Annotated in this window: 16 protein-coding genes; 12 read left to right on the top strand and 4 right to left on the bottom strand. The window is 45.3% G+C overall.

Annotated elements, in window-relative coordinates; translation table 11 throughout:
• The first annotated feature begins 43 nt into the window (after positions 1-43).
• Positions 44-1,030: a hypothetical protein gene (locus ACG1BZ_RS23235; protein WP_413663871.1), complete on the top strand. Its 987-nt coding sequence runs from the start codon at positions 44-46 to the stop codon at positions 1,028-1,030.
• Position 1,031: 1 nt separating this feature from the next.
• Here the strand turns inward: ACG1BZ_RS23235 and guaD are convergent, their stop codons facing one another.
• Positions 1,032-2,426, bottom strand: a complete 1,395-nt coding sequence (guaD, locus tag ACG1BZ_RS23230; RefSeq protein ID WP_413663870.1) for a guanine deaminase — start codon at positions 2,424-2,426, stop codon at positions 1,032-1,034.
• Between the two features lie 239 nt (positions 2,427-2,665).
• On the opposite strand from guaD, the gene ACG1BZ_RS23225 reads away from it, so the two are divergent.
• Both ACG1BZ_RS23225 and ACG1BZ_RS23220 read left to right on the top strand, forming a co-directional pair.
• A complete protein-coding gene (locus tag ACG1BZ_RS23225; protein ID WP_413663869.1) occupies positions 2,666-3,094 on the top strand; it encodes a VOC family protein in 429 nt (142 codons plus the stop codon).
• A 175-nt stretch (positions 3,095-3,269) separates the two neighbouring features.
• Complete coding sequence (locus tag ACG1BZ_RS23220) at positions 3,270-3,776, top strand: glutathione S-transferase family protein (RefSeq protein ID WP_413663868.1); 507 nt, start codon at positions 3,270-3,272, stop codon at positions 3,774-3,776.
• Positions 3,777-3,926: 150 nt separating this feature from the next.
• Here the strand turns inward: ACG1BZ_RS23220 and ACG1BZ_RS23215 are convergent, their stop codons facing one another.
• Positions 3,927-4,925 (bottom strand): hypothetical protein, encoded by a 999-nt coding sequence (locus ACG1BZ_RS23215; protein WP_413663867.1) that lies wholly within the window; start codon positions 4,923-4,925, stop codon positions 3,927-3,929.
• A 24-nt stretch (positions 4,926-4,949) separates the two neighbouring features.
• Positions 4,950-6,296: a methyltransferase gene (locus tag ACG1BZ_RS23210; RefSeq protein WP_413663866.1), complete on the bottom strand. Its 1,347-nt coding sequence runs from the start codon at positions 6,294-6,296 to the stop codon at positions 4,950-4,952.
• Between the two features lie 409 nt (positions 6,297-6,705).
• On the opposite strand from ACG1BZ_RS23210, the gene ACG1BZ_RS23205 reads away from it, so the two are divergent.
• From ACG1BZ_RS23205 to ACG1BZ_RS23185, 5 genes are read left to right on the top strand one after another with little or no spacing between them, the layout of a single operon-like run.
• A complete protein-coding gene (locus tag ACG1BZ_RS23205; protein ID WP_413663865.1) occupies positions 6,706-7,935 on the top strand; it encodes an NAD-dependent epimerase/dehydratase family protein in 1,230 nt (409 codons plus the stop codon).
• Between the two features lie 15 nt (positions 7,936-7,950).
• Positions 7,951-8,928, top strand: coding sequence for an SDR family NAD(P)-dependent oxidoreductase (locus ACG1BZ_RS23200; RefSeq protein ID WP_413663864.1), 978 nt, complete (start codon positions 7,951-7,953; stop codon positions 8,926-8,928).
• Complete coding sequence (locus ACG1BZ_RS23195; protein ID WP_413663863.1) at positions 8,918-12,049, top strand: glycosyltransferase family 4 protein; 3,132 nt, start codon at positions 8,918-8,920, stop codon at positions 12,047-12,049. The genes ACG1BZ_RS23200 and ACG1BZ_RS23195 overlap by 11 nt, the downstream gene beginning before the upstream one ends.
• Positions 12,050-12,062: 13 nt before the next feature.
• Positions 12,063-14,165 carry a glycosyltransferase gene (locus tag ACG1BZ_RS23190; RefSeq protein ID WP_413663862.1) on the top strand — a complete coding sequence of 701 codons (2,103 nt, stop codon included), beginning with the start codon at positions 12,063-12,065 and terminating at the stop codon, positions 14,163-14,165.
• On the top strand, positions 14,162-15,400 hold the full coding sequence (locus ACG1BZ_RS23185) for a glycosyltransferase family 2 protein (RefSeq protein WP_413663861.1): 1,239 nt from the start codon (positions 14,162-14,164) through the stop codon (positions 15,398-15,400). Before ACG1BZ_RS23190 ends, ACG1BZ_RS23185 begins: the two co-directional genes overlap by 4 nt.
• Positions 15,401-15,471: 71 nt before the next feature.
• Here the strand turns inward: ACG1BZ_RS23185 and ACG1BZ_RS23180 are convergent, their stop codons facing one another.
• A complete protein-coding gene (locus ACG1BZ_RS23180) occupies positions 15,472-18,825 on the bottom strand; it encodes an amidohydrolase family protein (protein ID WP_413663860.1) in 3,354 nt (1,117 codons plus the stop codon).
• Positions 18,826-19,051: 226 nt separating this feature from the next.
• Here ACG1BZ_RS23180 and glmU point away from each other — a divergent pair, with 226 nt between their 5' ends.
• The 4 genes from glmU (at position 19,052) to ACG1BZ_RS23160 (ending at position 23,839) form a co-directional block, all read left to right on the top strand.
• Positions 19,052-20,413 carry a bifunctional UDP-N-acetylglucosamine diphosphorylase/glucosamine-1-phosphate N-acetyltransferase GlmU gene (glmU, locus tag ACG1BZ_RS23175; RefSeq protein ID WP_413663859.1) on the top strand — a complete coding sequence of 454 codons (1,362 nt, stop codon included), beginning with the start codon at positions 19,052-19,054 and terminating at the stop codon, positions 20,411-20,413.
• A 125-nt stretch (positions 20,414-20,538) separates the two neighbouring features.
• Entirely contained in the window at positions 20,539-21,630 is a 1,092-nt protein-coding gene (pdhA, locus tag ACG1BZ_RS23170; RefSeq protein ID WP_413663858.1) for a pyruvate dehydrogenase (acetyl-transferring) E1 component subunit alpha, read from the top strand.
• Positions 21,630-22,625, top strand: coding sequence for an alpha-ketoacid dehydrogenase subunit beta (locus ACG1BZ_RS23165; protein ID WP_413663857.1), 996 nt, complete (start codon positions 21,630-21,632; stop codon positions 22,623-22,625). The genes pdhA and ACG1BZ_RS23165 overlap by 1 nt, the downstream gene beginning before the upstream one ends.
• Complete coding sequence (locus ACG1BZ_RS23160; protein ID WP_413663856.1) at positions 22,622-23,839, top strand: dihydrolipoamide acetyltransferase family protein; 1,218 nt, start codon at positions 22,622-22,624, stop codon at positions 23,837-23,839. The genes ACG1BZ_RS23165 and ACG1BZ_RS23160 overlap by 4 nt, the downstream gene beginning before the upstream one ends.
• The last annotated feature ends 111 nt before the right edge of the window (positions 23,840-23,950 follow it).

The raw sequence follows: 23,950 nt of genomic DNA, 5'->3' as shown, positions 1-23,950 counted from the left end.
TCACTAGAGATGACTTAATTCTTTGTTTAAGAAGTTTTATACGATGAAGTGTTTAGCGACTGGCGTATTTATCTCCTTTATTATTACTCTAATTTTCTTGCCTGAAAAATCTAACGCCATTGGTATTCTAAAATCCAGTAATAAAGCCACTTTAGCCGAAGACTTAAAACGTCCGAGACATGTTTTCTTACATGGAAATATAGTTACTCCCTCGTTAATACATAATGACATTAAAGTTCCAGAGCATTTAACAGAATTTGGATTCTTTCACTCTGGATGGACCATAGATGAAATCAGTGAGGTGTCGCAATTTACAACTTTTGTTGACGTCTATTACAATGAAATAGATATCATGAAGGCCGCAAGGAATCATGGACTAAAGATATGGGTACAAATAGCACCAATATTCTTTGATGGTTATCCGACCTATAGGAAACGAGCGGATTATTTGGAGCGGTGGGAACTAGCAAAGAAACGATTAGAGCCATTTAGTGACATTATTATAGCGTTTGATCCATTAGATGAACCCTTCCATCGCTCAAAATTAAATAATCAAACACTAAAGCTATATCTAGAAGAAATTGCTCAATTAGTTAAAGAAAGCTTTCCTAAAGCAAAAAGAGCAATTACATTTATGAATGGAACAGTTAGAAAGTCAAATTTCAAAAAAATAATTCCTAAAAAGTATAATTTATTTGCTGTAAATTACTATGTAGGAGAGAGTTTTCAACAACAATTAGTAGAAAAGCTAATGGTTAAAACATCACATTTAGATGTTAATTATTATTTAATACCGAGGGCATTTAAAACCTCCAACAGAGGTTTCGGTAGTATTTCTGAATCAAAATTAATCAGCCAGGCAAAGCAAGCTTATGATTTTGCGATAGCAAACCCCAAGGTAATTGCCATTTATCCCTTTGTTTGGGAGAGTATTTTTGGCAAAGACGACTACTACCTTGGGGTTGATAATCTAGAGCGAGTACAAGAAGAGTATCGAAAAATAGGTCACGCGATATCAAATACCAGATAAACTATTTTTTATCACCCATTATATATGTGCTGTATATAGCTCTATCATCACCAAGAACCTGCAGGGCAAATAGTTTTTCTTCAAGTGTCTTTACAGACTTCATTCTAAACTTCATTAAATCAGTTGACTCTAAATCAATAACAATAAAATCTGCCTCCTTTCCTTTTTCAAAATTTCCAACTCTTTTATCGATATCCAGTGCTTGTGCAGATCCTAAGGTCGCAAGATAGAAAGCTTTAAGTGGAGAGAGTGTCTTTATACCACTGGCATCTTCAATCGACTTCTGTAGCTGAACTACCTTATAGGCCTCATCCATAGTCTCTAACATCGAGAAACTGGTGCCGGCCCCCACATCGGTTCCCAGGCCCACACTAACATTAATTTCTTCAGCTCTATTAAGCGGGAATAATCCGCTCCCTAGAAACAGATTAGACGTTGGGCAAAAAGCTATAGCGCTACCTACCGAAGCCATAGTTTCCATCTCTTGGTCATCCAGGTAAATACCATGAGCAAACACTGAATGGTCGCGATTTAATCCATATATGTTATAAACATCAAGATAACTATTTGCTTCTGGAAACAATGATTTTACCCAATTAATTTCATCCTTATTTTCGGAAACATGGGTATGCATATACACACCGGGATATTCATCTAGTAACTTAGCTGCCTGCTTAAGCTGTTCAGGAGTACTTGTCGGGGCAAATCTTGGAGTAATGGCATAGCTCAATCGATCCTTATTATGCCAACGTTCGATCAGCTTCTTACTATCGGAATAGGCACTTTCGGGTGTATCCTGTAGGTATTCTGGGGCATTGCGGTCCATCAGTACCTTACCTGCAATTAGTCGCATGTTCTCCCGTTGAGCAACTTCAAAGAGAGCATCTACAGACTCTGGGTGAACGGTACCAAACACAAGTGCTGATGTTGTGCCATTCTTAAGTAACTGACTAATAAAGAACTCTGCAACTTCCTTCGCGTGTACTTTATCGGAAAATTTACTTTCAGTTGGAAAGGTGTATTCTTTAAGCCACTCTAATAATTGCTCGCCATGAGCCGCAATCATCCCTGTTTGTGGATAGTGAATATGAGAATCGATAAAGCCGGGAAGTATTAACTTGCCGCGATAATCTACAATCTCTGCTTCTTTTTGTTTTTCCGAAATTTGTTGTTCAGAAATTATCCCTGCAATTATTCCATCTTTGACAATTAATCCGCCATCCTCAATATACTCATAAGCTTTATTGGTCTTCGCCGGGTCGGCTGTAAAATGAAGTATGTCACCTTGAAATATAGTTGTCTCTGCATAAACAAAGTTGCTAGAAGCTGAGAGTAATAAAAATAATTTAGCTATATTGGACTTTATACTGCTGCTTAGGGATAAAGTTTCGACCACCAGTTCACTCCGTTAAAACAATAAGCAAACCTATATATTTAGCATTTGAAAGATAATGTGACAAATTTATTTCGGTACTCTCTAGAAGAACTGGAATATAAAACAACAAATTAACTTATATATTGAGTAATAACCTGCTTAAAAATACAGAAATTTGATTTGTATATTTTGTATTTGGAAAAAACTTAATCAATTACATCTAAACTTGTACTTAAATCCAGATTGAAGGCTCTCAATCCATGTTTAAACATCCAGATCACGTAACAGTAGTTGTTACGAAACTAGAGGAAAGTGTCAGTTTTTTTGAACTGCTGGGTTTTGAGCTTCTACTCAAAAATTTTCTAACTGGAGAGAAAGCGTCGCAGTATCTTCAGGTCGATAATGTAGAAGCAGATCACTTTACGATGGTACTAAAGCAGTCATCTCCGAAGTTTGAGATACAGCTACTTCACTACCGATATCCAGCGGTTAAAACTAATCCATCACTAATTGACTTGGCAAGGCCCGGTTATAACCATCTGTGTTTAAAGGTAGATAATTTGAATGAGGCTTTAGAATATTTATCGAAGCAAGGAATCAGCACAAGAAGTGGAATATTGGAATATCAAAATAAAAAATTAGCTTTTCTCTTGGGGCCAGAGAATATAACTGTTGAATTAGCCGAGTGAATTGTCCAAGCAAATAGATAGTATTTTTACTTAATAACTTGACATGTAAATCTCTCGAAGAAATGATACTTGCCTAGCTAAAATTTATGTTTCCACATAAATTCGAGATATTGACATGGCAAATTAAATCATCTTTTATACGAATCCTCAGTCGAGAGGCTGTATTGTTCGATGGATGTTAGAGGAGATATCGGTACCCTATCAAACCAAAGTACTTGAATATGGCGAAGACATGAAATCGCCAGAGTATCTTGCTTTGAATCCCATGGGGAAAGTTCCAACACTAGTGCACGACAACAAAATAATAACTGAAGCAGCAGCAATATGTATCTACTTGGCAGATGTATTTTCCGATTCAGGTTTGTCTCCGATAAATAACGAAGAGCGTGCCAATTATTACCGATGGATGTTTTACTCAGCTGGACCATTGGAGTCCGCCATCGTGAATAAATATATCTTTGATGAAGATGAGGTTAAAGATAAACAGCAAATGTTGGGTTACGGTAATTATAAACTTGCACTAGATACGCTATCTGGTGCAATAAAATCAAACCCGTATATTATTGGAGAACGTTTTACAGCAGCAGATGTATATATTGGTGCACAGCTGGGGTGGGGGTTACAGTTTGGAACTATAGATGGACGTGAAGAGTATCAGGAGTATGTAAATCGTTTAGCTTAACGTAAAGCATTTCAACGAGCTCAAGAACTTGATGCAGCTTTGAAAAAAGACATGAATATAAGCCTAGCTTAAATTTAAATACATTTTGTTTGAACAAAAAGGTCAGAAACTATATTCCTGACCTTTTTGATTTATCCCAAATACTAGTTTTCAACTAAAAATTCCGCTTTTTATTTGCCGGACAGCTCTGTTGAATCGAAAACGATCATTTCTGTCTATAGAAGTATTTTCATCCATCATATGCTCATAATCACTTTCAACTACTTTGAGATAATCTAGTGCTTCATCTTTATCCCCCTTCATTGCAATAAGGTATGAGCGAGACAAGCACATTCTTAATTTATGAGCATCTGTTAGATGTTCTTTAGGATGATTATCGTGGAGCTTCAAGCATTCCTCTAGGCTAGCTTCGGTGAATGGGTCGTATTCAGCTACTTCCTTAGGAATTGGTTTTTTACACTTATAGATTGAGCTTGAGAATACTTGCCCATACCAGTCGAAATAATCTTCAAGATATCCCATGGTTACTTTAATCCATGGTAAACGATCAAAGAAAAAATCTTGATTAATGAAAAATGATTCGCCCTCAATCAGCTTTGGCATAAACTCTGCTGAAACATGTTTATTTAGGTCCTGAGTTTTACATACATCAATAAAACAAATTTCAATTGGATTATCAGGCCAGGAAAACTCATTAAAATCACCGATATTTAGTTCAATCAATGACTGAAATGGAGAAATACTATTTTCTAGTATTGGAACAAAAGATTCACCAAACTTATAGGTTAGTGAGTCACACTCCCAAACACGATCCGAACCATTTGCTGGTTTAGGTAGAAAACCCAATTCATAACTACTAATAGGTTTACTATCCAATATATTTGAATTTCTGTTGTTTGAAAAATCTGAGTTACTCATCAACCCATGTGCGAGAGAAACCACAGATGCTCCCATAAAGCTTCCGGCATCAACAATATACCCTTTTTGTTGGAAGTTTTTTGACGCCAATGAATAGAGTAATTTGCGTTCGGCAATCGAAACCATTCCTGGTGTCTCAAATACGCTCTGTGGAACTTCAGTTTTAGAAAATGAAATTTCTGGGTGTACATAACAACCCCTTGCAATTTCCGCATCATCAATTTCGTACATTATTTTGCTCCGGAAAAAAATTGATTACTTAGCGTAAGCTACACAAAAAACAACATTTGTCTTCATTTCATCCAGTGTAATATCAGGAATTTCTTCTCTTACCCTGGTCTCTATTTCCGGAGTTAAACGCTCTAAAACATTACTATGGGAAGGCTGTAGTTCCCAGGTTTCGATATTAAAATACTTACGTGTTAATGCGCGTAATTCATCGATTCGAATGCGATTTAGATGTGTGTGTAAATAGTGGTCATGTGGCAAATGGCGAACAATATTAATATGGTTCCAATCACAAAACTTAAGATGATCTGGATTCCCTTCATCCAAAACTGATGGATTATGAGGAGGCATATGGTGCCCACTCCAGCCATAAAAGTTGTGATGCAGAAATATAATTTTTCCTCCTTTGGTTAACAACCCCGCAATATCCTCGAATACACCCTCAATTTCCAATAGGTGCTCAGTGACATTGTGTAGGCAAACCGTATCAAAGGTCTTTATGCCGACGAGATCGCGGGTAGAGCACTGGCGTAGATCAATATCCGGGATTAAATCCATGATGTCCTGGCCGGACATTGGAGCGTTAACCCACTTTCTTATCCTTTTATTGCGAACCCTCCTGGAGTCTAAAGACATTGCTGGGTCTACACCGGTATAACTGTTTGCTCCAGCACAGAGGTAGCCCATGGCATAGCCGCCAAAACCACAACCGACATCTAAAACATTGCACCCTTGTACATATTTATGTAATTTTCTTGGCCATGAGCAGTAGCCGAGTTCAACGGCACTAGTGATGAGATCCGAATCAAAATTCTTCAGTGCATGGCGTATATTAGTGCAGTTGTGGAAAAATGCGATTTTAGCTTGCAATTCATGATTATCCCAATCTTCTAAAGGTTCTATTTTCTTTAGTTGTTTTGCTGCCTTTGAGCGGGAAAGTTTTGAAAATGCAGGGTGAGAACGGGAAGTGTCTAAAATTTCAATCGCTTCCCTGGCGTTATTTTCGATTCGTATCAGTTTGACTTGGTCAAAGACTTTCAGAGCTCGTTTATGTTCTGGATTGCACTTGATTGCTATTTTTATATCTTTTTCAGCTTGATCTATGTCTCCTTTAGCTATATTTAGCATAGCGGAGATTATTCTCATGCCTACATGGTGTGGATGTCTTGAGATGAAGGTCAGCGCATACTTATCACAATTTAGAATCGACCCATTTTTTGATTCGGCATAGCACAGGAAATAAGTAGCCGGATGAAAAGGGTTGAGATCGGCAATTGGACGCAATAACTCTCTCGCCAGGTCTATTTCTCCAGCTAATGCAGCTTGCTTCCCTTGTTCAAAGTTATCCAGCTGATTGATTTCTAAAGTAGACATTTAATTTTCCAAGTAATGGTAACCAGGTTTTTTGGCGTGGATATTGACTTGCATGCTGCAAATAGGTGCAGTTGCGCTCGATTTAAATCAAATATAATAAGATTGCTTATTATTGAGTACATGCTCGCAGCTAGCACTGATTTTCTTAAGCTATGAAAATATTCATAAATGTGAAAGTTGGAGCTGTCAAATAATAAATTTATTTTCTCTGAGAAAACTATTCAAGGTGCAATCTATAAAAGTTGGCGCGGATGCTAACTCGTATAATCGGTAAAGCTGGAAAGCCTGTGTTATAAATTGGATTTTGTAAGATTCACGTTATCCAATTAAGCAGCAGACGATAACACCTCAATCCTGAATAAATTGATCTGCCAACGGCCTGGTTGGCAAAACTTGTGGAGGTGGCTCTTTGAAACTGATAATAGTCGGTGGCGATGGCTTTTGTGGATGGCCAACCTCATTACATCTGAGTAATTTAGGTCATGAAGTTATTATTATTGACAATTTTTCTAGAAGAAAAATTGATAGTGAGCTCAATGTAGAATCATTAACACCGATTCGAGAACTGAAAGAGCGTATTGATACCTGGTTTGAATTAACGGGAAAGGTTATTCGCTTTGTGGAGTTGGATGTTTCCCAGAAATTTAACGATCTTGTAAATCTCTTAGAGGAGGAAAAGCCAGATAGTATAGTTCATTTTGGTGAGCAGCGCGCTGCGCCCTATTCGATGAAAAGCAGCTCTACTAAAAATTATACGATCGCTAATAATATTTGTGGTACTCATAATATTCTCAATGCGATTGTAGAGACGCAGCTTGATATTCACTTGGTTCACCTCGGTACAATGGGAGTGTATGGTTACGGCCATGAGGAGCCCATACCAATACCTGAAGGTTACTTGGATGTAAAAATAGAGACAGTTGATAATCGTCAAATTTCAGACTCTATCGTTTATCCGCCTAATCCCGGCTCCATTTACCATATGACCAAGACGATGGATTCGCAGATGTTTCAGTATTATGCGAAAAATGACAGGCTTCGTATTACTGACCTTCACCAGGGGATTGTTTGGGGAACGCAGACTGAACTCTCTAGTTTGGATGAGCGTCTGATAAATCGTTTTGATTATGACGGGGACTACGGCACAGTCCTAAATAGATTTCTAATGCAAGCGACTGTCGGTTTCCCACTGACTGTTCATGGCACAGGTGGTCAAACTCGCGCATTTATCCATATCTCTGATACTTGCAAATGTATTGAGCAGGCACTTTTACATCCACCGGAGCTCGGTGAACGGCCACTGATTCTCAATCAGATGGCGGAAACGCAAACACTTTCCGATCTTGCACAATTAGTTCAATCACTGACAGACTGTGAAATAAGTTATCTGCCAAACCCTAGGAAGGAGGCAGAGAGAAATGATCTCAATGTAAAAAATGATTTACTTCGTTCATTTGGATGGCAGCCGATTCTTATTAAAGATAGCCTTCTGCAAGAAATTACAGATATAACAATGCAATATCAAGATCGGGCTGATCATACAAAAATACCTTGCGTTTCTTATTGGACAAAAGGTAATAAACTTGCCGATATTTCCTATCGGGAAAAAACTAGTGAAGTTACTGAAACCATTTCCTAGTGGGTAGCTTTAGCTATGTCTACGCGAATCCTTATTACTGGTGGATGTGGATTTATAGGTTCAAATTTAGTCAAATATCTCAGTACTTTGAGTTTATATGACGAAATTTTAGTTTTAGATAATGAGGTCACTGGCACTACCGCAGCATTAGCCGGAATACCTCACCAATTTATTAGAGGAGATGTTAGAAATCAACGGGACGTAGATGAAGCTGTAAAGCAAGCTGATGCTATTATACATTTAGCTGCAGATACACGTGTTATTAATTCAATAAATAACCCTGTCTATAATTTTGAAGTAAATGTACAGGGGACTGTCAATCTTCTGGAAGCAATGCGAAGGTATGAGGTTAGACATCTCATTAATGCTTCTACAGGTGGGGCGATCATTGGAGAAGCTGATCCACCAGTACACGAATTAATGCCAGTGAATCCCGCATCGGCTTATGGTGCGTCTAAGGCTGCAGCAGAGGCCTACTGTTCTGCATATTCTCAAAGTTATGGATTATCAATAACTTCTTTACGATTCTCTAATGTTTATGGTCCGCTTTCCTTTCACAAAGGAAGTGTGATAGCAGCCTTTATTAAAAATATTCTGAAAGGACAGGTCTGTGATGTCTACGGAGATGGCTATCAGACTAGAGACTTTATTTTTGTAGGCGATCTCTGCCAGGGAATAATTAGGGCTCTGGAAAAGAGAGAAAATGGGGTATTTCAGCTGGGTAGCGGCCAGCCGACGTCAATTAACGAAGTAATTAGTTTACTAAGGGATGTCTCGGGCTGCCATGAAGATCTTGAAATAGCTAACCACCCTTTCAGGGCAGGTGAAGTGCGCCATAACTATACGGATATTACTAAAGCAAAACAGTACTTGGGCTTTAGGCCGGAGGTATCATTAAGAGACGGTATTCAAATTACATGGGATTACTTTGTCAATAAGGAGGATGTTCTGAAGCCTAGCCTCTCGCAGAGGGCCCTACAGAATGCAGATTGACAAATTTTCAGTAGAATCATTCCCTGATTTAAATACTTATGCAGGTTTTGAGTCGGACCAGAAGCTCAGAGTTTGTATAGCCACAGAAGAAATCCTAGGTCCGGTGAGAAATGGAGGGATTGCTTCAACCTACTATCACCTAGCGAAAGGACTGGCAGCACATGGGCACGAAGTACATGTGCTCTACTTAAAAGGTGAAACAGTTGAGAATGAAACACCTGAGTATTGGGTTGAGGAATATTCCAATTTTGGTGTTTCACTGCACTACTTGGTGCACACGGATGAAACAATAATCGGCCCCTCACAGAGTTGGCAGCGACGATATAGTGCGGCATACCGCTGGTTAATTGAACAGAGACGTTTTGATGTTATCCACACTTCCGAATGGCGAGGTGGATTAATTTATGCGTTAATGGTTAAGAAGTTGGGTTTGGCGTTTAAAGATACTTTATTTATTGTAAAGACATCGTCCCCGCACCTCTGGAATCGTCATTATCAAATGCAGCCATTGGTAAAAAGGGAGCTGTTACCAGCGAGTTTTGCTGAGCAGAAATGTGTTGAATTTTCCGATATGGTAATTGGTGGTAGCGCACACCTACTTTGCTTTATGCGCTATGTCGGCTATAAGCTGCCAACATCAACTTATGTTCAGCCAAATATTCTCGATTTTTCTGAAGTTCCCGTTGATGATAAACGCATTAATCGACAGCCTGGTGATGTAGTTCGCACTAACGAATTGACCTTCTTTGGTCGTTTGGAAATGCGGAAAGGATTGGAGCTCTTTTGTACCGCTCTGGATTTACTTGAGCGGACGGGGAATTGTCCTACCAGAGTTAATTTCCTAGGTAAATATGGTGAAGCCTTACCTAATCAAAACAATGAGAAGGTTGCGGACTATATTGAGCGAAAAGCATCTAATTGGAGTTTTGAAGTCAATTGCATCACAGATTATAACCAGCCGGAAGCTCTCTCTTTTTTATGTTCCAGGGATATGATAGCGGTAATGCCCTCCCTGATTGAAAACTCCACCATGGCAGTATATGAAACACTAGAGAATAATATTCCTTTTATTGCAACGCGAGTAGGGGGAACTCCAGAACTTATCGCAAAAGAAGACCATGAAAGTTGTCTTATCGCACCCTACGCATTTGAGCTTGCGAAAAGGCTAGAAGAGGTACTGAAGAATGGGCATAGGATTGCGCATTCCAGTTTTGATAACAATTATAACCTTCAAGTTTGGTATGGTTTTCATGCCTACTTAGCAGATCTTTTTAAGCAGTATAGTGGTGCTGAAGCGATCACCAAGATTACAGGCTTGCCCACCTTAACAGCTTCTAATGAGATGGAGCTACCGACCCTAGAAGTGGTTGTTCTATTGCGGGATACTGAGAGTGTTATGGAGTTTTCTGAGGCACTTTTAGTTGATAGACCCGACTCCATCAAGTTTTTATTAATTGATCCCTATCTTGAAAATATTGCTGAGAGAGCTTCTAACTTTCTATTGGAAGCCGGTCTCAATTGTAGTTTGGTGGATTTCATTGGATTTCCAGCAGGGATTGCACTGGCAAAAAGTCTTTCTGAAAGTACTCTAGATGCTTGCATTCTCTGTGATGGTACATCCTCTCGGTTAGGTGGAAAATTTTGTGGTGAGTTACGCAAAACTCTTCAAATAAATCATGAATTCATAATCACTAGCTTTTTATCTCTACCTGAAAACAAGGTGGTAATGCCGATAGGTGTAGATATCGTCTCTGAGATCAGCTTTGGAAATGCTATAGGCACAAATATTATTTGTATTCCAAAACTGGTATCAAGTAAGGTGGGGTCAATACTCCCTTATGATATTCGCTACGGTTTGGTACAAGAATATATTTTAAGGGCGAACAAAGAATTTGGGTTTGAATTGATGGTTATTCCTGAGTGCCATCTTCGGAGCGATTACTATTTAGAAGAACTGGAAGAATCTCGAAATAACGCTAACTCAGTCTATCTTCGCTCAATGTCGTTGATTGAAAATGATAATATTGCCTATCGTAAACTAGCCCTTCTTCCTTCAGCTCAGCCTATTGGAGCTAAATTAAGACCAGCACTTTATCGGGATAAGAATCGTTTGGATGAGGAACCCGTGTGGCTTTTACATGCCGACCGGCCTCGTAAAATGAAAAACCGTAATCCGAGGGTGGTTGTAGGTTTGGACGAGAGAAATTCCCATTTGCTCTGTGTAGCCAAAGGTCCGGGAAATAGGCAATTAATCGTTAATGGCGAGCCCCAGTCAATTTCTTTGGAGCTACAAGATAATGAACTTACTTTACATAGATTCCCAATTCCAGATAAATGGGAAGAAGGTGAAAAATTTAATATTAAGTTTCTGTTAGAAGATCAAGAAATGACTTACACCCGTTTTATACGGGTTATAAAACTTTCTAAAAATGTATTTGCAGCTATCTCTGGAAGTCCAATACTTAATGAGGTAGCAGTTGAGGAGATATTTAACCAAAAATATACCTGGAGTTTCTTCTCTAAATCGGAAAATAACACAGCTGAAAGTACTCAAGGGATAGATACTGAAGATACCACTTTATATGGGCAAGATCACGCAGAGGTAGGAGAGTTTGTAGACAAGGATTATACAGTAGAAGGTAAGGATGAGCCTGAACATGATATTGCAAAAATTATCCATGAGCAGGGAAAAATCAATGAAACTGAATTTAAACCCAAGTTTAGTTTTCAGGCTGTGATTCAAAAATCAGGTACTACCTTACAACGTATATTTAAGGGATATACTGGCTCACCTATTAAGGGGTCAATTCCACCGCGAGAGCTTTTTGCACTCGATCCACGGGTTCTTGAGGGATGGGCATGGGATAGAAGCAATATAGCTAAAAATTTAGTGATTGTCTTAGAGGTGAACGGAAATATTGTAGCTGAAGCCACGGCGAATCGTTATGTAGAACGTTTCGGTACTCGAAACCCGAAACTAGCTTGGTATGGATTCCGGTTCTCATTAACCCCTGAAATAAAGCAGGAAAACTCAGAAATTACCGTACGTGTTAAGGAAAATGGACTTGTCTTACGAAATGGCCGATTGCGTTATCTTAAACAAATGTTAGTCGCGATCTAAGGTGGCTTGAATAATGAAAGAGCTTCACGAGGATATACGCCTTGAAGCTGTTCAGAAATCTAAACGTATATGCATACTAACGGAGGATATATTTGGTCCAATAAAAAATGGTGGTATTGGAACGGCTTACTTTCATTTGGCTATTTTTCTGCAGAGATCTGGTCACAAAGTCACCATCTGTTTCGTTAATGGTTTAGCAAAAAATCCTGTGAAAATGAAAATCACAAAAAAATTTTTTGCAAAACTCAATGTTGAATTTCATGGTGTTGCACCGCAAGCGCTAGCCAAAACGACAATGGCTCGTACTATGGCAATGCCCTATGCAGCCTATGAATGGCTCAAGCGAAATGATCGCTTTGATATTGTCCATGTTTCAGAATGGCGTGGAATGGGTTATATAGCGTTACTTGCCAAGAGTCTTGGTATTGCATTCCAAGATATACATTTTGCTGTTAAAGGTTCTTCCCCAACACTCTGGTCTGCCGAAGGTAATCAACAATTCCTTAAAGAGGAACGGCAATTGGGGTGGGTATTTATGGAGCGTAGAAGTGCCGAGATGGCAGATACTCTGATCTGTGGAAGTCAACACTTAGTCTGCTGGATGGAAAATAATAAATACCGCCTGCCTGAGCGCAGTTACTATTGGCCAAATGTATTTTTGGACGATCTTTTATCTGATAATGAAGCCATAAAAAGTAGTAATTTGGAGACAAAAGAATGGGTGTTTTTCGGGCGGCTTGAGCCTCGCAAGGGGATTATTCTTTTTGTAAATGCATTAAACACTCTTGCTAAAAGAGGAGTTAGATTACCATCGATTACTTTTTTGGGAGGACACTCTTATCGATTTGATGCGCGAAAATTCATAGAGGAAAACCAAAAGCATTGGAGTACAGACGTCTCCTTTATGAATGATTGTAATGCTATACAGGCTGTAGAGTATTTGAGTGGAGAAGGACGTTTGGCTGTTATTCCAGCTTTGTTAGAAAACTCTCCGATTTCTGTCTACGAATGCCTTGCAACTAAAGTACCATTTATTGCTGCTGATACTGGTGGTACTCGAGAGTTACTTGATGACGAAAATGGAAAAAAAATCCTCTTCAAGCCAAATCATATTGCTTTAGCGAGAAAGTTGGAATTACATGTAAAGAAACTTCCTGCACCGGGTATAAAACACCAGAGGCTTAAGAAGTCGCTAGATGTGTGGAATAAGTGGCATGGCCAAGAGCATTCAATTATTAAAAACGCCCGATCTTCCAATAGGCATGATCCCTTGGTTTCTATATGCGTAACTCATTTTGAGCGTCCAGACTTTCTCTATCAAGCGTTAAAAAGTGTTGAAGATCAGACTTATAAGAACATAGAAGTTATTGTGGTTGATGATGGTAGCCATTCACAAGAAGCGCTACACGCGCTGGAAATTATAGAAAGTCACTATCAGAAGAAGGGCTGGCAGTTTGTATACCAAGAAAACCGATATGTAGGGGCTGCTAGAAATACTGCAGCACAAAATGCAAGCGGAGATTATCTACTTTTTTTTGATGATGACAATGTCATGATGCCGGAAATGGTAGATAAGTTGGTTAGCGCGGCAACTTTTGCAGATATTGATTGCCTGACTTGTAGCTCTATCCGATTCAGCGGCAAGGGGGCACCTAATACTCCAGAAGGTATGCTCGGAACTCAAATTCGTTTTATGGGGCCAGCTAGAGCCTGGGCAACGAAAGTAAATATAGTCGGTGATGCGACGTGTCTGATAAAAGCTACTAAGTTTAGAGATCACGGAGGTTATACAGAGAGATATAGAACAGGTAAGGATGATATTGAATTCTATAGCAAGCTAATTTTAGCAAAGGAAAATGTATCCTATTATCCTGATCCTTTATATTACTATCGCACCGGTGACAACTCTATGAAATCCAGAAATCACCTTCAAGAAGAAGGAGATTTCAGGCAAATAAGTCCTTACCTTGAAGGGCTCGACTCGGAAGAGAAAAGCCTCCTACTACTAAGAAAACAGCAAAAAGAAGCCAAAAAAAATAAAGGGGGAAAATATAAGCCAGGGTTTTTAAAGCGAACGATTCGAAGGCTGCGTAAATTCGCTAGGGTGAAAGTTTGAAAGTAGTTAAGTACATTGAAAGTGCTAGTGAAACACGCTTCCCTCTTATTTGCATCTTCCGAGATGAATTGGATATTCTCCCAGCTTTTCTTGACCATTACCGGTCTTTAGGTGTGACATGTTTCCATTTGGTGGATACGGGAAGTAGCGATAACTCGGTAAGCTATCTACTGAAGCAGAATGATGTCCAGCTATACGAAGTTGATTGTGGCTACCCCCAGGCAAACGCAGGTGTAGATTGGGTTAACCGAATTGCCCGGAATTATTGCCAGGGAAAATGGACTCTTGTGGTAGATGCTGATGAGTTTCTCTGGTTACCTGAAATTTCAGGTAAAGCTTCCCTGAAAGTTATGACTCAGCTTATGCAGGGTGAATTAGCTTTTGCTCTATATACTCCACTAATAGATTTCTTTAGCGACAACCTTCAAGGGAATACATATGATATAAGAAATCTTTCCGAGTTAATGGAATCAACGCCTAACTATGTATCTTATAAAAGCTTTAAGAAAAAAAGCATATTAGCTTTTCCTTTTTTTGAAATTCGCTCCAAAGCCAGAGCGCAAATATCTGGTATTTCTGATTACTTTGTTAAATCCTATAAAATTCCGCTTGTTTATTGGCGGACGGGTTTTCAATATTTACGTTCAACCCACTCATGTACGCCGGTTCCTCTCAGTAAAAATTGCGCTCATCTTCTCCATTTCAAATTTCGGTCAGGCTTTCAGCAAAGGCTTAGTCGGGAATTGCAGAACCCTGACCGGATGAATGCTGATGTATATCGTATTTCCAAGGCCATCATTAACAATCAGATAACTATCCCTCAATACACATCGGATCTGCGCAAGATAGATGGATTCGGGGAAAGCGATTGGCTAACAAAGATGGATTTTGATACTGATTGGCAGAATGAAAATAAGTCCAAAAGCCACTATTTCGAACTGCTCACACAGCAAAAGATAGCCTCGGAGAGCTTTCTCGCCGATAACTTAAACCGTATAACCAAGTCTTTTAGTTGGCGACTGAGCCGGCCTTTACGCAGATTTCTGTTTCATCGGGGCATATTGCGACACGATCACTATCCAGAAAGGCTCGACCAGGATCATCCATTAGTGGATCAGACGATTGCCATCTATGAGTCATTTTGGTGGCTGATTACGGGAATCTTTAGACTGCCTGTCGCAATCTATCGTGCCATTCTCTGGCATAAGCTGGGAGGACGTCGCCGGACCAGGTAGGGCTTTAAAATAAAAAAGGCCGGGGAGGTTTGTCCCCGGCCTTTTGTTTACATCTCAGTTTGTGCCTGAGGTTAGTGTACCCAGTGGTGGCGTTCCATCTTCTCCTGTACCGCTTCTGCCGTAGGAGCGGGCATAGCGCTGATAGGCAGGCGTTCGTGGAAGAATGCCAAGCGTTCGCCAGCCCCTACTTCATTCATGGTCTCCGCCTCAAACACACGGCCATTAATTACCGTGTAGGTAATGTTCTCTGACAGGCGGAGGTTATCCAAGGGGTTGCCGTCAACCACGATCAGGTCAGCCAGCTTACCAGCTTCAATACTGCCGATATCACCGTCCATACCCAAGTAGCGGGCACCATCGATAGTACCGGCACGGAAGGCTTCCCAAGGAGTAAAACCGCCCTGCTCCATCATCCACATCTCCCAGTGGGCTCCAAGTCCTTCGCGCTGGCCGTGGGCGCCGATATGTACGGTGACACCTTCGTCGCGCAGCTGCTTGGCCTGACGGGCCACATTAAAGTGGTTGTAGTGGGCATCCGGCGCAGTGGGGCGACGGATAGAGCGGGGGTTAACGATAAAATCGGGGGTAAAGCGGGTCAGGCGCTCGTTCTTCCATACCTCGGTGCGGTCATACCAGTACTCCTCACCCCAGAGACCGCCGTAGGCCACGACGAAGGTCGGTGTATAACCCACTTGGGTTTGGCTCCACAGCTGCTCCACATCGCCGTAGACATTGGCGATCGGCAGTGAGTGCTCAATACCGGTGTGCCCGTCCACAATCATGTTCATATTGTGCTGGTACTTACCGCCGCCCTCGGGCACTACCATAATGCCGGCTTCGCGGGCTGCCTGCAGTACTTGCTGGCGCTGGTCGCGGCGGGGCTGGTTGTAGCTCTTCACCGAGATGGCGCCCATTTCCTTGAGGCGGTTCACGTGGAACTGAGCGTCCTCCAGGGAGTTGATCTTGGCTTTGTAGCCTGGACCTTTGGCGCCATAGAGGATGGTGCCGGTGGAGAAAATACGCGGCCCAGTAATCAGGCCGGCCTTTTGCATTTCAGCGGCGGAGAAGATCTCGCTGCTGTCATTGGAGGGGTCGTGAATAGTAGTCACTCCAAATGCCAGGCTGGAGAACAGGTTCCAGTTCTGCTGCGGGATAATCTCTTCGCGACCCTGAGCACCGTGGGCATGAGCGTCAATAAGCCCCGGTAAAACGGTTTTGCCGGTGATATCGATACGCTTCGCTTCGGTGGGAATCTCCACTTCCGCTGCGGGTCCCACGGCGACAATACGGTTGCCCCGGAACAGAACCACACCATTGTCGATAATTTCACGGGTGTTTTCCGCATCGCGCATAGTGACAACCTTGCCGCCTGTGAGGGCAACGAGACCTGCGCGATTGTCAAAGGACTGTTCAAAGCTCAGGTCGATGCCTTCAGAAACTGGCTCTGGCAGTTCCTCCGGAGCGCCGGCGACAAATTCGAAGGCGTCCTTCAGTTCACGCTCGAACAGTTTGGGGCCGTGTGCCCAGCCCAAAGTGTCGCTATCGGCAGACCAATGCAGGTTTTCACCGGCTCGCTTGGATACCTGGGTGACTTTGACTGCTTTGCTATCGGGGCCGATAACCTCGGATTTGCCAGTATGCATAAAGGGCGCGACAAAAGCTTTGAAGTCCTGGGTGAAGGCAACCCACTTGCCGTCTGGAGACAGGCGGAAGGAAGTAATCTCAGCGCCGTGCAGGTGCTCGCGCTCATCCTTGCCTTCCAGGTTGGTGCTCTTCAGCACGCGCTTGCCGCCGTCAGCGTTTTGGTACTCGGAGAAGTAGATACGATCTTCGCTGGCGCCGAAATGAGGCTCATAGCCAGACTTCACGACCCGGCGCTGCCAGTCGCCGTCGGCGTCTGCCAGGTAAATGCCCGGTTCCAGGGAGTACTCGGGGCTGAGCAGATAGCCGCCGGTAAAGCGACGGTAGGCCACTGCGTCACCACTTGGAGAAAAGCTTGGTTCAACGTACAGGCCCGGCTGCTTGGTGATGTTTTTACCGCGACCGTTGCGAGCGGAAACTACCCTCACATGGCCCAGGTTTTGGTCGTCCCAAGATACATAAGTGATCTCGCGACCATCGCGGGACCAGCTGGGATAGAACTCAAAGTGGTCGTCCTGGCGGGTCAGACGACGACGCTCACCACTGGCGACATCCTGAATATAAATCTTGCCCAATGCCTGGAAAGCGACCTGCTTGCCGTTGGGGGATTTCTGCGCCCAGCGAATCATCTTCACATCGAAGGTTTCCGGCGCTACGTCTACCGGGAAGCGCACCGCATCCGCTACCTGTTTCTCAACTTTCACATGGGCCGCAATCGGTGCGACGCTGTCGCCGTTGATGGAGATGCGCAGGAATTTACCGCCAGTCCAAACGACCAATGATTCACCATCGGGCATCCAGTCGTATTGAACGTAGTTGCCATGGGGGCCAAAGATTTCCTGCAGGTCGCGTTCGAGGCCGGAGTAAACCGGTGTTTCCAGTCCTGTATCCAAATCTTTCAGGAATAGGGAGGTCTGGTTGTCCTGGCGGCGAATGAAGGCCAGTTTACTGCCATCCGGGGATGGTACAGGCGCCACTGCGCCACCGGGACCGGAGACAAAGGTCTCCTCTTCACCATCCTGGAGGTCATAGCGGTTGATGGCAAAAATTTCCTGGGTGGAGTTTTTGTTGTACTTCCACACGGTGCCGGGGGTGGTATCGATGGAGTAATAGACATAGCGTCCATCTGGAGAGAAAGCTGGATCGGCAATATTTTTCTGGGCGATATCGCCACCGATGCGCTCTTTCAGTTGGCGACCTTCACCCCCACCGTAGTGGTACATCCAGATTTCACCGGCGGGGATACTGCGGCCAGACATAAAGCCTTTACGCGCTACCAGGTACTGGCCATCGGGGCTCCAGTTAGGTGAGTGCAGCAAGTTTTCCTTCTCTGTCGTGAGCTGGCGAAGGTTGTCGCCATTGCGATCCATCAACCAGATGTTGTCGGCGCCGTCACGGTCGCTGATAAACACGATGGTCTTGCCATCCGGGCTGAAGCGCGGCTGCATATTCCAGGCGATTTCATTGGTCAGGGCTACCGCCTCGCCGCCTGCTACCGGCACTGTGTAGATATCGCCGAGCATATCGAACAGGATGGTTTTGCCATCTGGGCTGATATCCAGGTTGCTCCAGGTGGTCTCGCGGGTGTCTAACTGGATCGGTTTGAATTCGTAGGGTGGCTTGTTGATATCCCAGGATTGGGCTTCCGCCTTTTCTACTTCCTTTTCTTTGGTAGCTTCGAGAGCGCTTTCGGCTTCTGCCACAGCACCCATCGGCAGGGTCAGTGCCAGGACAGCCAGAGCCAACAAATGGTGGCGCGGCTTGTTCTGCTTGGTGGTGTTCATTGAAATATCCCTCCGCCCGATTCTGTGTTTGGCGGCTATATTTGTTTTGTTGGGTTGAGTAACCGGTTGATTTCACAGGGGGTAAATTACCGGGATCAAAGCGGCGCAGCAATCTTAATGCGTTGAATACCAGGGCCCCGGGGCGAACTGTTGTTCGCTTGAGTAAACCGGGTCTAGTGGCCACAATGCACTCAAATTTTGTAGACGATTGGAATATCCACCCGTTATGACTATCGATGTTGTGATTTTGGCCGCCGGAAAAGGCACCCGCATGCACTCTGACCTGCCTAAAGTGCTGCATCCTATTGGCGGTATTCCCATGCTTGAGCGGGTAATTGATACCGCCATGTTGCTGGGAGAGGTGCAGATTACCGTGGTCATCGGGCATGGCGCAGACCTGATACGTGACCGCTTTGCTGATCGTGGTGTCAGGTTTGTGGAGCAGGAACAGCAATTGGGTACCGGGCATGCCGTGGCCCAGGCCGTGCCCTATTTCCGCGAGGGAGCCACCGTTTTGGTGCTCTATGGTGATGTGCCTCTGGTCAGGGCTGGCAGCTTGCAATCACTGCTATCGGCAGCGGATCACGGACCTGCCCTGCTGTCAGTTGAAATGGCAAATCCCGCCGGTTACGGGCGCATCGTGAGGGATAACAGCGGCTGTGTGCAGTCGATCGTTGAGGAAAAGGATGCCGATGCGGATACCTTGGCTATCCGTGAGGTTAATACCGGCATTTTGGCGACTCCTGGAGCACTGTTGGCTCGCTGGTTGCCGGAGTTGTCCTGTGACAATGCTCAAGGTGAGTACTACCTGACCGATATTATCGGTCGTTCGGTCAGTGAGGGTATTCCTGTAACGGGCGTAATTGCCAGTGATCCACTGGAAGTGGCGGGAGTAAATAGCCGTGCGCAGCAGGCACAGATGGAGCGCGCTTTGCAGCATAACCATGCGACCAGTCTTATGAATGCGGGGGTGACTTTATTGGACCCCATGCGTATAGATGTTCGCGGCAGCCTGGAGTGCGATACCGATGTCTCTATTGATATCAATTGCATTTTCGAAGGGACAGTTTCACTGGGTAAGGGGGTACAAATTGGACCTAATTGCCTGCTAAAAAACTGTCGTCTGGCAGATGGCACCAAGGTAGAGGCCAATTCCATTATCGAAGGCGCTGAGATTGGTGAGGCTTGCACTATTGGTCCCTTTGCACGTTTGCGTCCGGGCACAGAGCTGGCCACCGGTGCCAAGGTGGGTAACTTTGTCGAAACCAAAAAAGCCAAAATTGGTGAGGGCAGTAAGGTTAATCATCTCTCTTATGTCGGTGATGCCCTGGTGGGCGAAGCGGTCAATATCGGTGCTGGCACCATTACCTGTAATTACGACGGTGTGAACAAGTCCCTGACCGAGATCGGCGACAATGCCTTTATAGGTTCTAACACAGCTCTGGTAGCCCCAGTAACTGTGGGCGCCGGAGCCACAGTGGGTGCTGGCTCCACCATTACCCAGGCTGTGGGGAGCAAAGAGTTGGCGGTAGCGCGTAGCAAGCAGCGCAATATTAACGGCTGGCAGCGTCCGACCAAGAAAAGCTAAATAACCCTTACCGTAATTGGGTTGCCCCTCGGAAACTATAATTCCGGCGGGCCTTCCCTCTCCACGCCTGTTGATAGCCACCCTATCCATTAAACTTGCGCTTCGGGAACAAAAGGAATGGCCCGATGCACAAGCCCAGATTACAGCTGCTTGCCAGTTTTGATATTGCTTCGCTGCAATATTTGGATGAACAGGGACAGACGACCCAAGCCCTACCGGAATTTGCCACCCCGGATACCCTGATTGCTTACTACCGCCAGATGACGTTGGCTCGTATGGTGGATGATCGCGCGGTAAAAATGCAGCGTACCGGTCAACTTGGCACCTATCCCTCCAGCCTCGGCCAGGAAGCTATTGGTGTTGGTCTCGCAGCCGCCATGGCCAAAGAGGATATCTACTGCCCCAATTACCGGGAGACAGGCGCTCTTCTGGAGCGGGGCGTTACTATCGAGGAGATCTACGCAATCTGGGGGGGCGATGAGCGGGGGCAGAACTTTCGCCATAGCCGCGAAGATTTGCCCTTGAGTGTGCCTATAGCCACCCAGATGTTGCACGGTGCCGGTGTAGCCTTTGCCCTGAAATATAAACATGAGCATTTCGGTGAACCCATGCGCGTCGCTGTTTCGACCGGCGGCGATGGATCTACTTCGCGGGGAGACTTTTACGAGGCGATAAACCTGGCTGGGGATTGGCACCTGCCTTTGGTGATCGTTATCAACAACAATCAATGGGCTATTTCCCTACCGCGAGATGAGCAAACTGCCTGTAAGACCTTGGCACAGAAGGCTATTGCCGCCGGAATACCTGGCTTGCAGGTAGACGGCAACGATGTGATTGCCGTTCGTGAGGCGGTGGGTGATGCCGTGGAGCGGGCGCGCAGTGGTGCTGGCCCAGCTCTGATCGAAGCGATCAGCTATCGCCTGTGTGACCACACCACCGCCGATGATGCCAGTCGCTACCAGCCCAAAAAAGATGTCAGTGAAGCCTGGTCCCGGGAGCCTTTGCGGCGCCTGCGATCCTACCTGGAAAACTGCGGTGCCTGGGATGATGCGCAGGAAGAAGAGATGCAACGGGAGCTGACACAGAAGCTGGAGAGAGCGGTCCACATCTACCGGGAAACCCCCAGAGATGTCGCCACAGCAATATTCGACCACCTCTATGCAAAGTTGCCGGAGCCTTTTCTGGAGCAGTATCAACAGTTGCAGGGAGATAGCTAATGGCTGAGATAACTTTAGTCGAGGCTGTCACCCAGGCTCTGGCTTACGAGATGCAAGCAGACCCGATGGTGGTTCTATTTGGTGAAGATGTTGGTCTGAACGGTGGCGTATTTCGCTCAACCGAGGGGTTGCAGGCCAGGTTTGGCCGGGACCGGGTGATGGATACCCCTCTGGCCGAGACCATGATTGCCGGAATGGCTGTCGGTATGGCGGTACAGGGCCTGCGACCGGTGGCCGAATTCCAGTTTATGGGTTTTATCTATCCCGGTCTCGATCAGATCCTCAGCCACGCCTCGCGCTATCGCAATCGCACTCGCGGCCGCCTCTCCTGCCCGATTGTCTATCGGGCCCCCTATGGAGGTGGAATCCATGCACCGGAGCATCACTCCGAGAGCACCGAGGCCCTGTTCGCCCATATTCCAGGTCTGCGCCTTGTGGTGCCCTCCTCTCCTGCACGGGCTTACGGTTTACTATTGGCGGCAATTAGAGACCCGGACCCGGTAATTTTCCTGGAACCCAAACGTATTTACCGAGCCGTTCGCCAGGAAGTGCCCGACACTGGCGAGGCTCTGCCACTGGATCGCGCCTTTGTGTTGCGGGAAGGCCGCGATATTACGCTTATCGCCTGGGGCGCTTCCCTCAAAGAGACCCTGCAAGCCGCGGAGCAGCTCGCAGAGGAAGGGGTAGAGGCTGAGGTTATCGACCCGGCCACTCTGAAACCCCTGGATATTCACACGGTAATAGACTCCCTGGAGAAAACCGGGTGCTGTGTCGTTGTGCACGAGGCGGCCAGGTTCTGTGGCCTGGGTGCCGAGTTGGTCGCACAGATTAATGAGTATGCCTTCGATCTTTTAAAGGCACCGGTACAGAGGGTGACCGGTTTCGATACGGTGATGCCCTACTATCAACTGGAGGATGAGTATCTACCCGGAGTGCCGCGTATTTTGTCGGCCGTACAGGAAGTGCTGGACTACGCCAACGGAGGGCCACAATGAAGACTTTTACCCTTCCGGATCTCGGCGAAGGTCTGCCCGATGCGGTAGTGCGGGAGTGGCATGTCAAAGAGGGAGACACCATAGCCGCCCATGAAACTCTGGTGACAGTGGAAACCGCTAAGGCCTTGGTGGAAGTGCCGGCTCCTTGGGGCGGCACTATTGAGAAGCTATTTGCGGCAGTGGATGAGACTGTGAATGTTGGCGATCCCCTGGTGGGATTTATGGCCGAGGGAGAAGTCGCAGTTGAAAGCCCGCCCACTAAAGCTGAAGAATCGGAACAAGAGATTAGTCCTCGGGCCGACAGCGGCACGGTGGTGGGAAAAATAGAGCAAGGGCAAGGTGTGTTGGGGGCTGAGCGGGGGCCGGAGGTGGGCTTGAAGCGACTGGCCACCCCGAGAGTACGGGCCCTGGCCAGGCGTTTGGGGGTAGATTTACAGTCAATATCACCTGCGGGTGCAATGGTAACGGAAGCTCAGGTACGCACTGCGGCGGGGCCGGGAGCAAAGGCCAAAACTGTGGCGAAGGGGCAGCATCCATCACCTGCCCGCGCTTCTGCCGAACAAACTACAGCCGTTGCACCCCAATTCGACTCTGAGTCTGAAGTCATGACGCCTGCACGTCGCGCAATGGGTTTGTCCATGAGCCGAGCGCGGGATGAGGTAAAGCAGATAACGCTGTGTGACGATGCGGATATTTCCAACTGGTGGGGTAGTGCTCCGGCGCTGCTGCGATTGATTCGTGCAGTACAGGAAGCTTGTGAGGCGGAACCTACCCTCAATGCCCTGTATCAGGATGATAAGCTGGCGCCGCAGGGCAGTATCAATATTGGCTTGGCAGTGGACTCTCCGCGAGGGCTCTATGTGCCGGTACTCAGGGATGTTGCCCAGCGTACTGATGAAGATCTGCTCCAGCAGGTGGCGGACTTTAAACACCAGGCCCGCGAGACCGGGATCGCCCAGCGAGACCTCCAGGGGGCAAGCATACTTCTCTCCAACTTCGGCTCCATAGCCGGTCGTTATGCCACTCCGGTAGTCATGCCGCCCACTGTTGCCATTGTCGGTGCCGGGCGGGTGTGCCAGGGAGTTGTGGTGGTAAATCGATGGCCCGCACTTCGTCCCCTACTCCCTCTCTCTATCAGTGCCGATCACCGGGCCGTTACCGGTGGAGAGTTGGCGCGCTTTCTTCAGACAATGTTGGAAACTTTGTCTCTCTAGCAGACAGTCTGAGTGAGTCCTATACCGGTATCTAATCTGTTGAGTAGTGGTTGTTGATAAAAGTTGTGGGAACTTTAGTTTCGTTTTGCTATCTTTAAGTTTCGAAATGAA

The sequence above is a fragment of the Microbulbifer sp. CNSA002 genome, assembly GCF_047324085.1.
GTDB lineage: Bacteria > Pseudomonadota > Gammaproteobacteria > Pseudomonadales > Cellvibrionaceae > Microbulbifer.
Note: the sequence above shows the minus strand (reverse complement) of the source record. Positions and strands in the feature narration are given on the sequence as shown.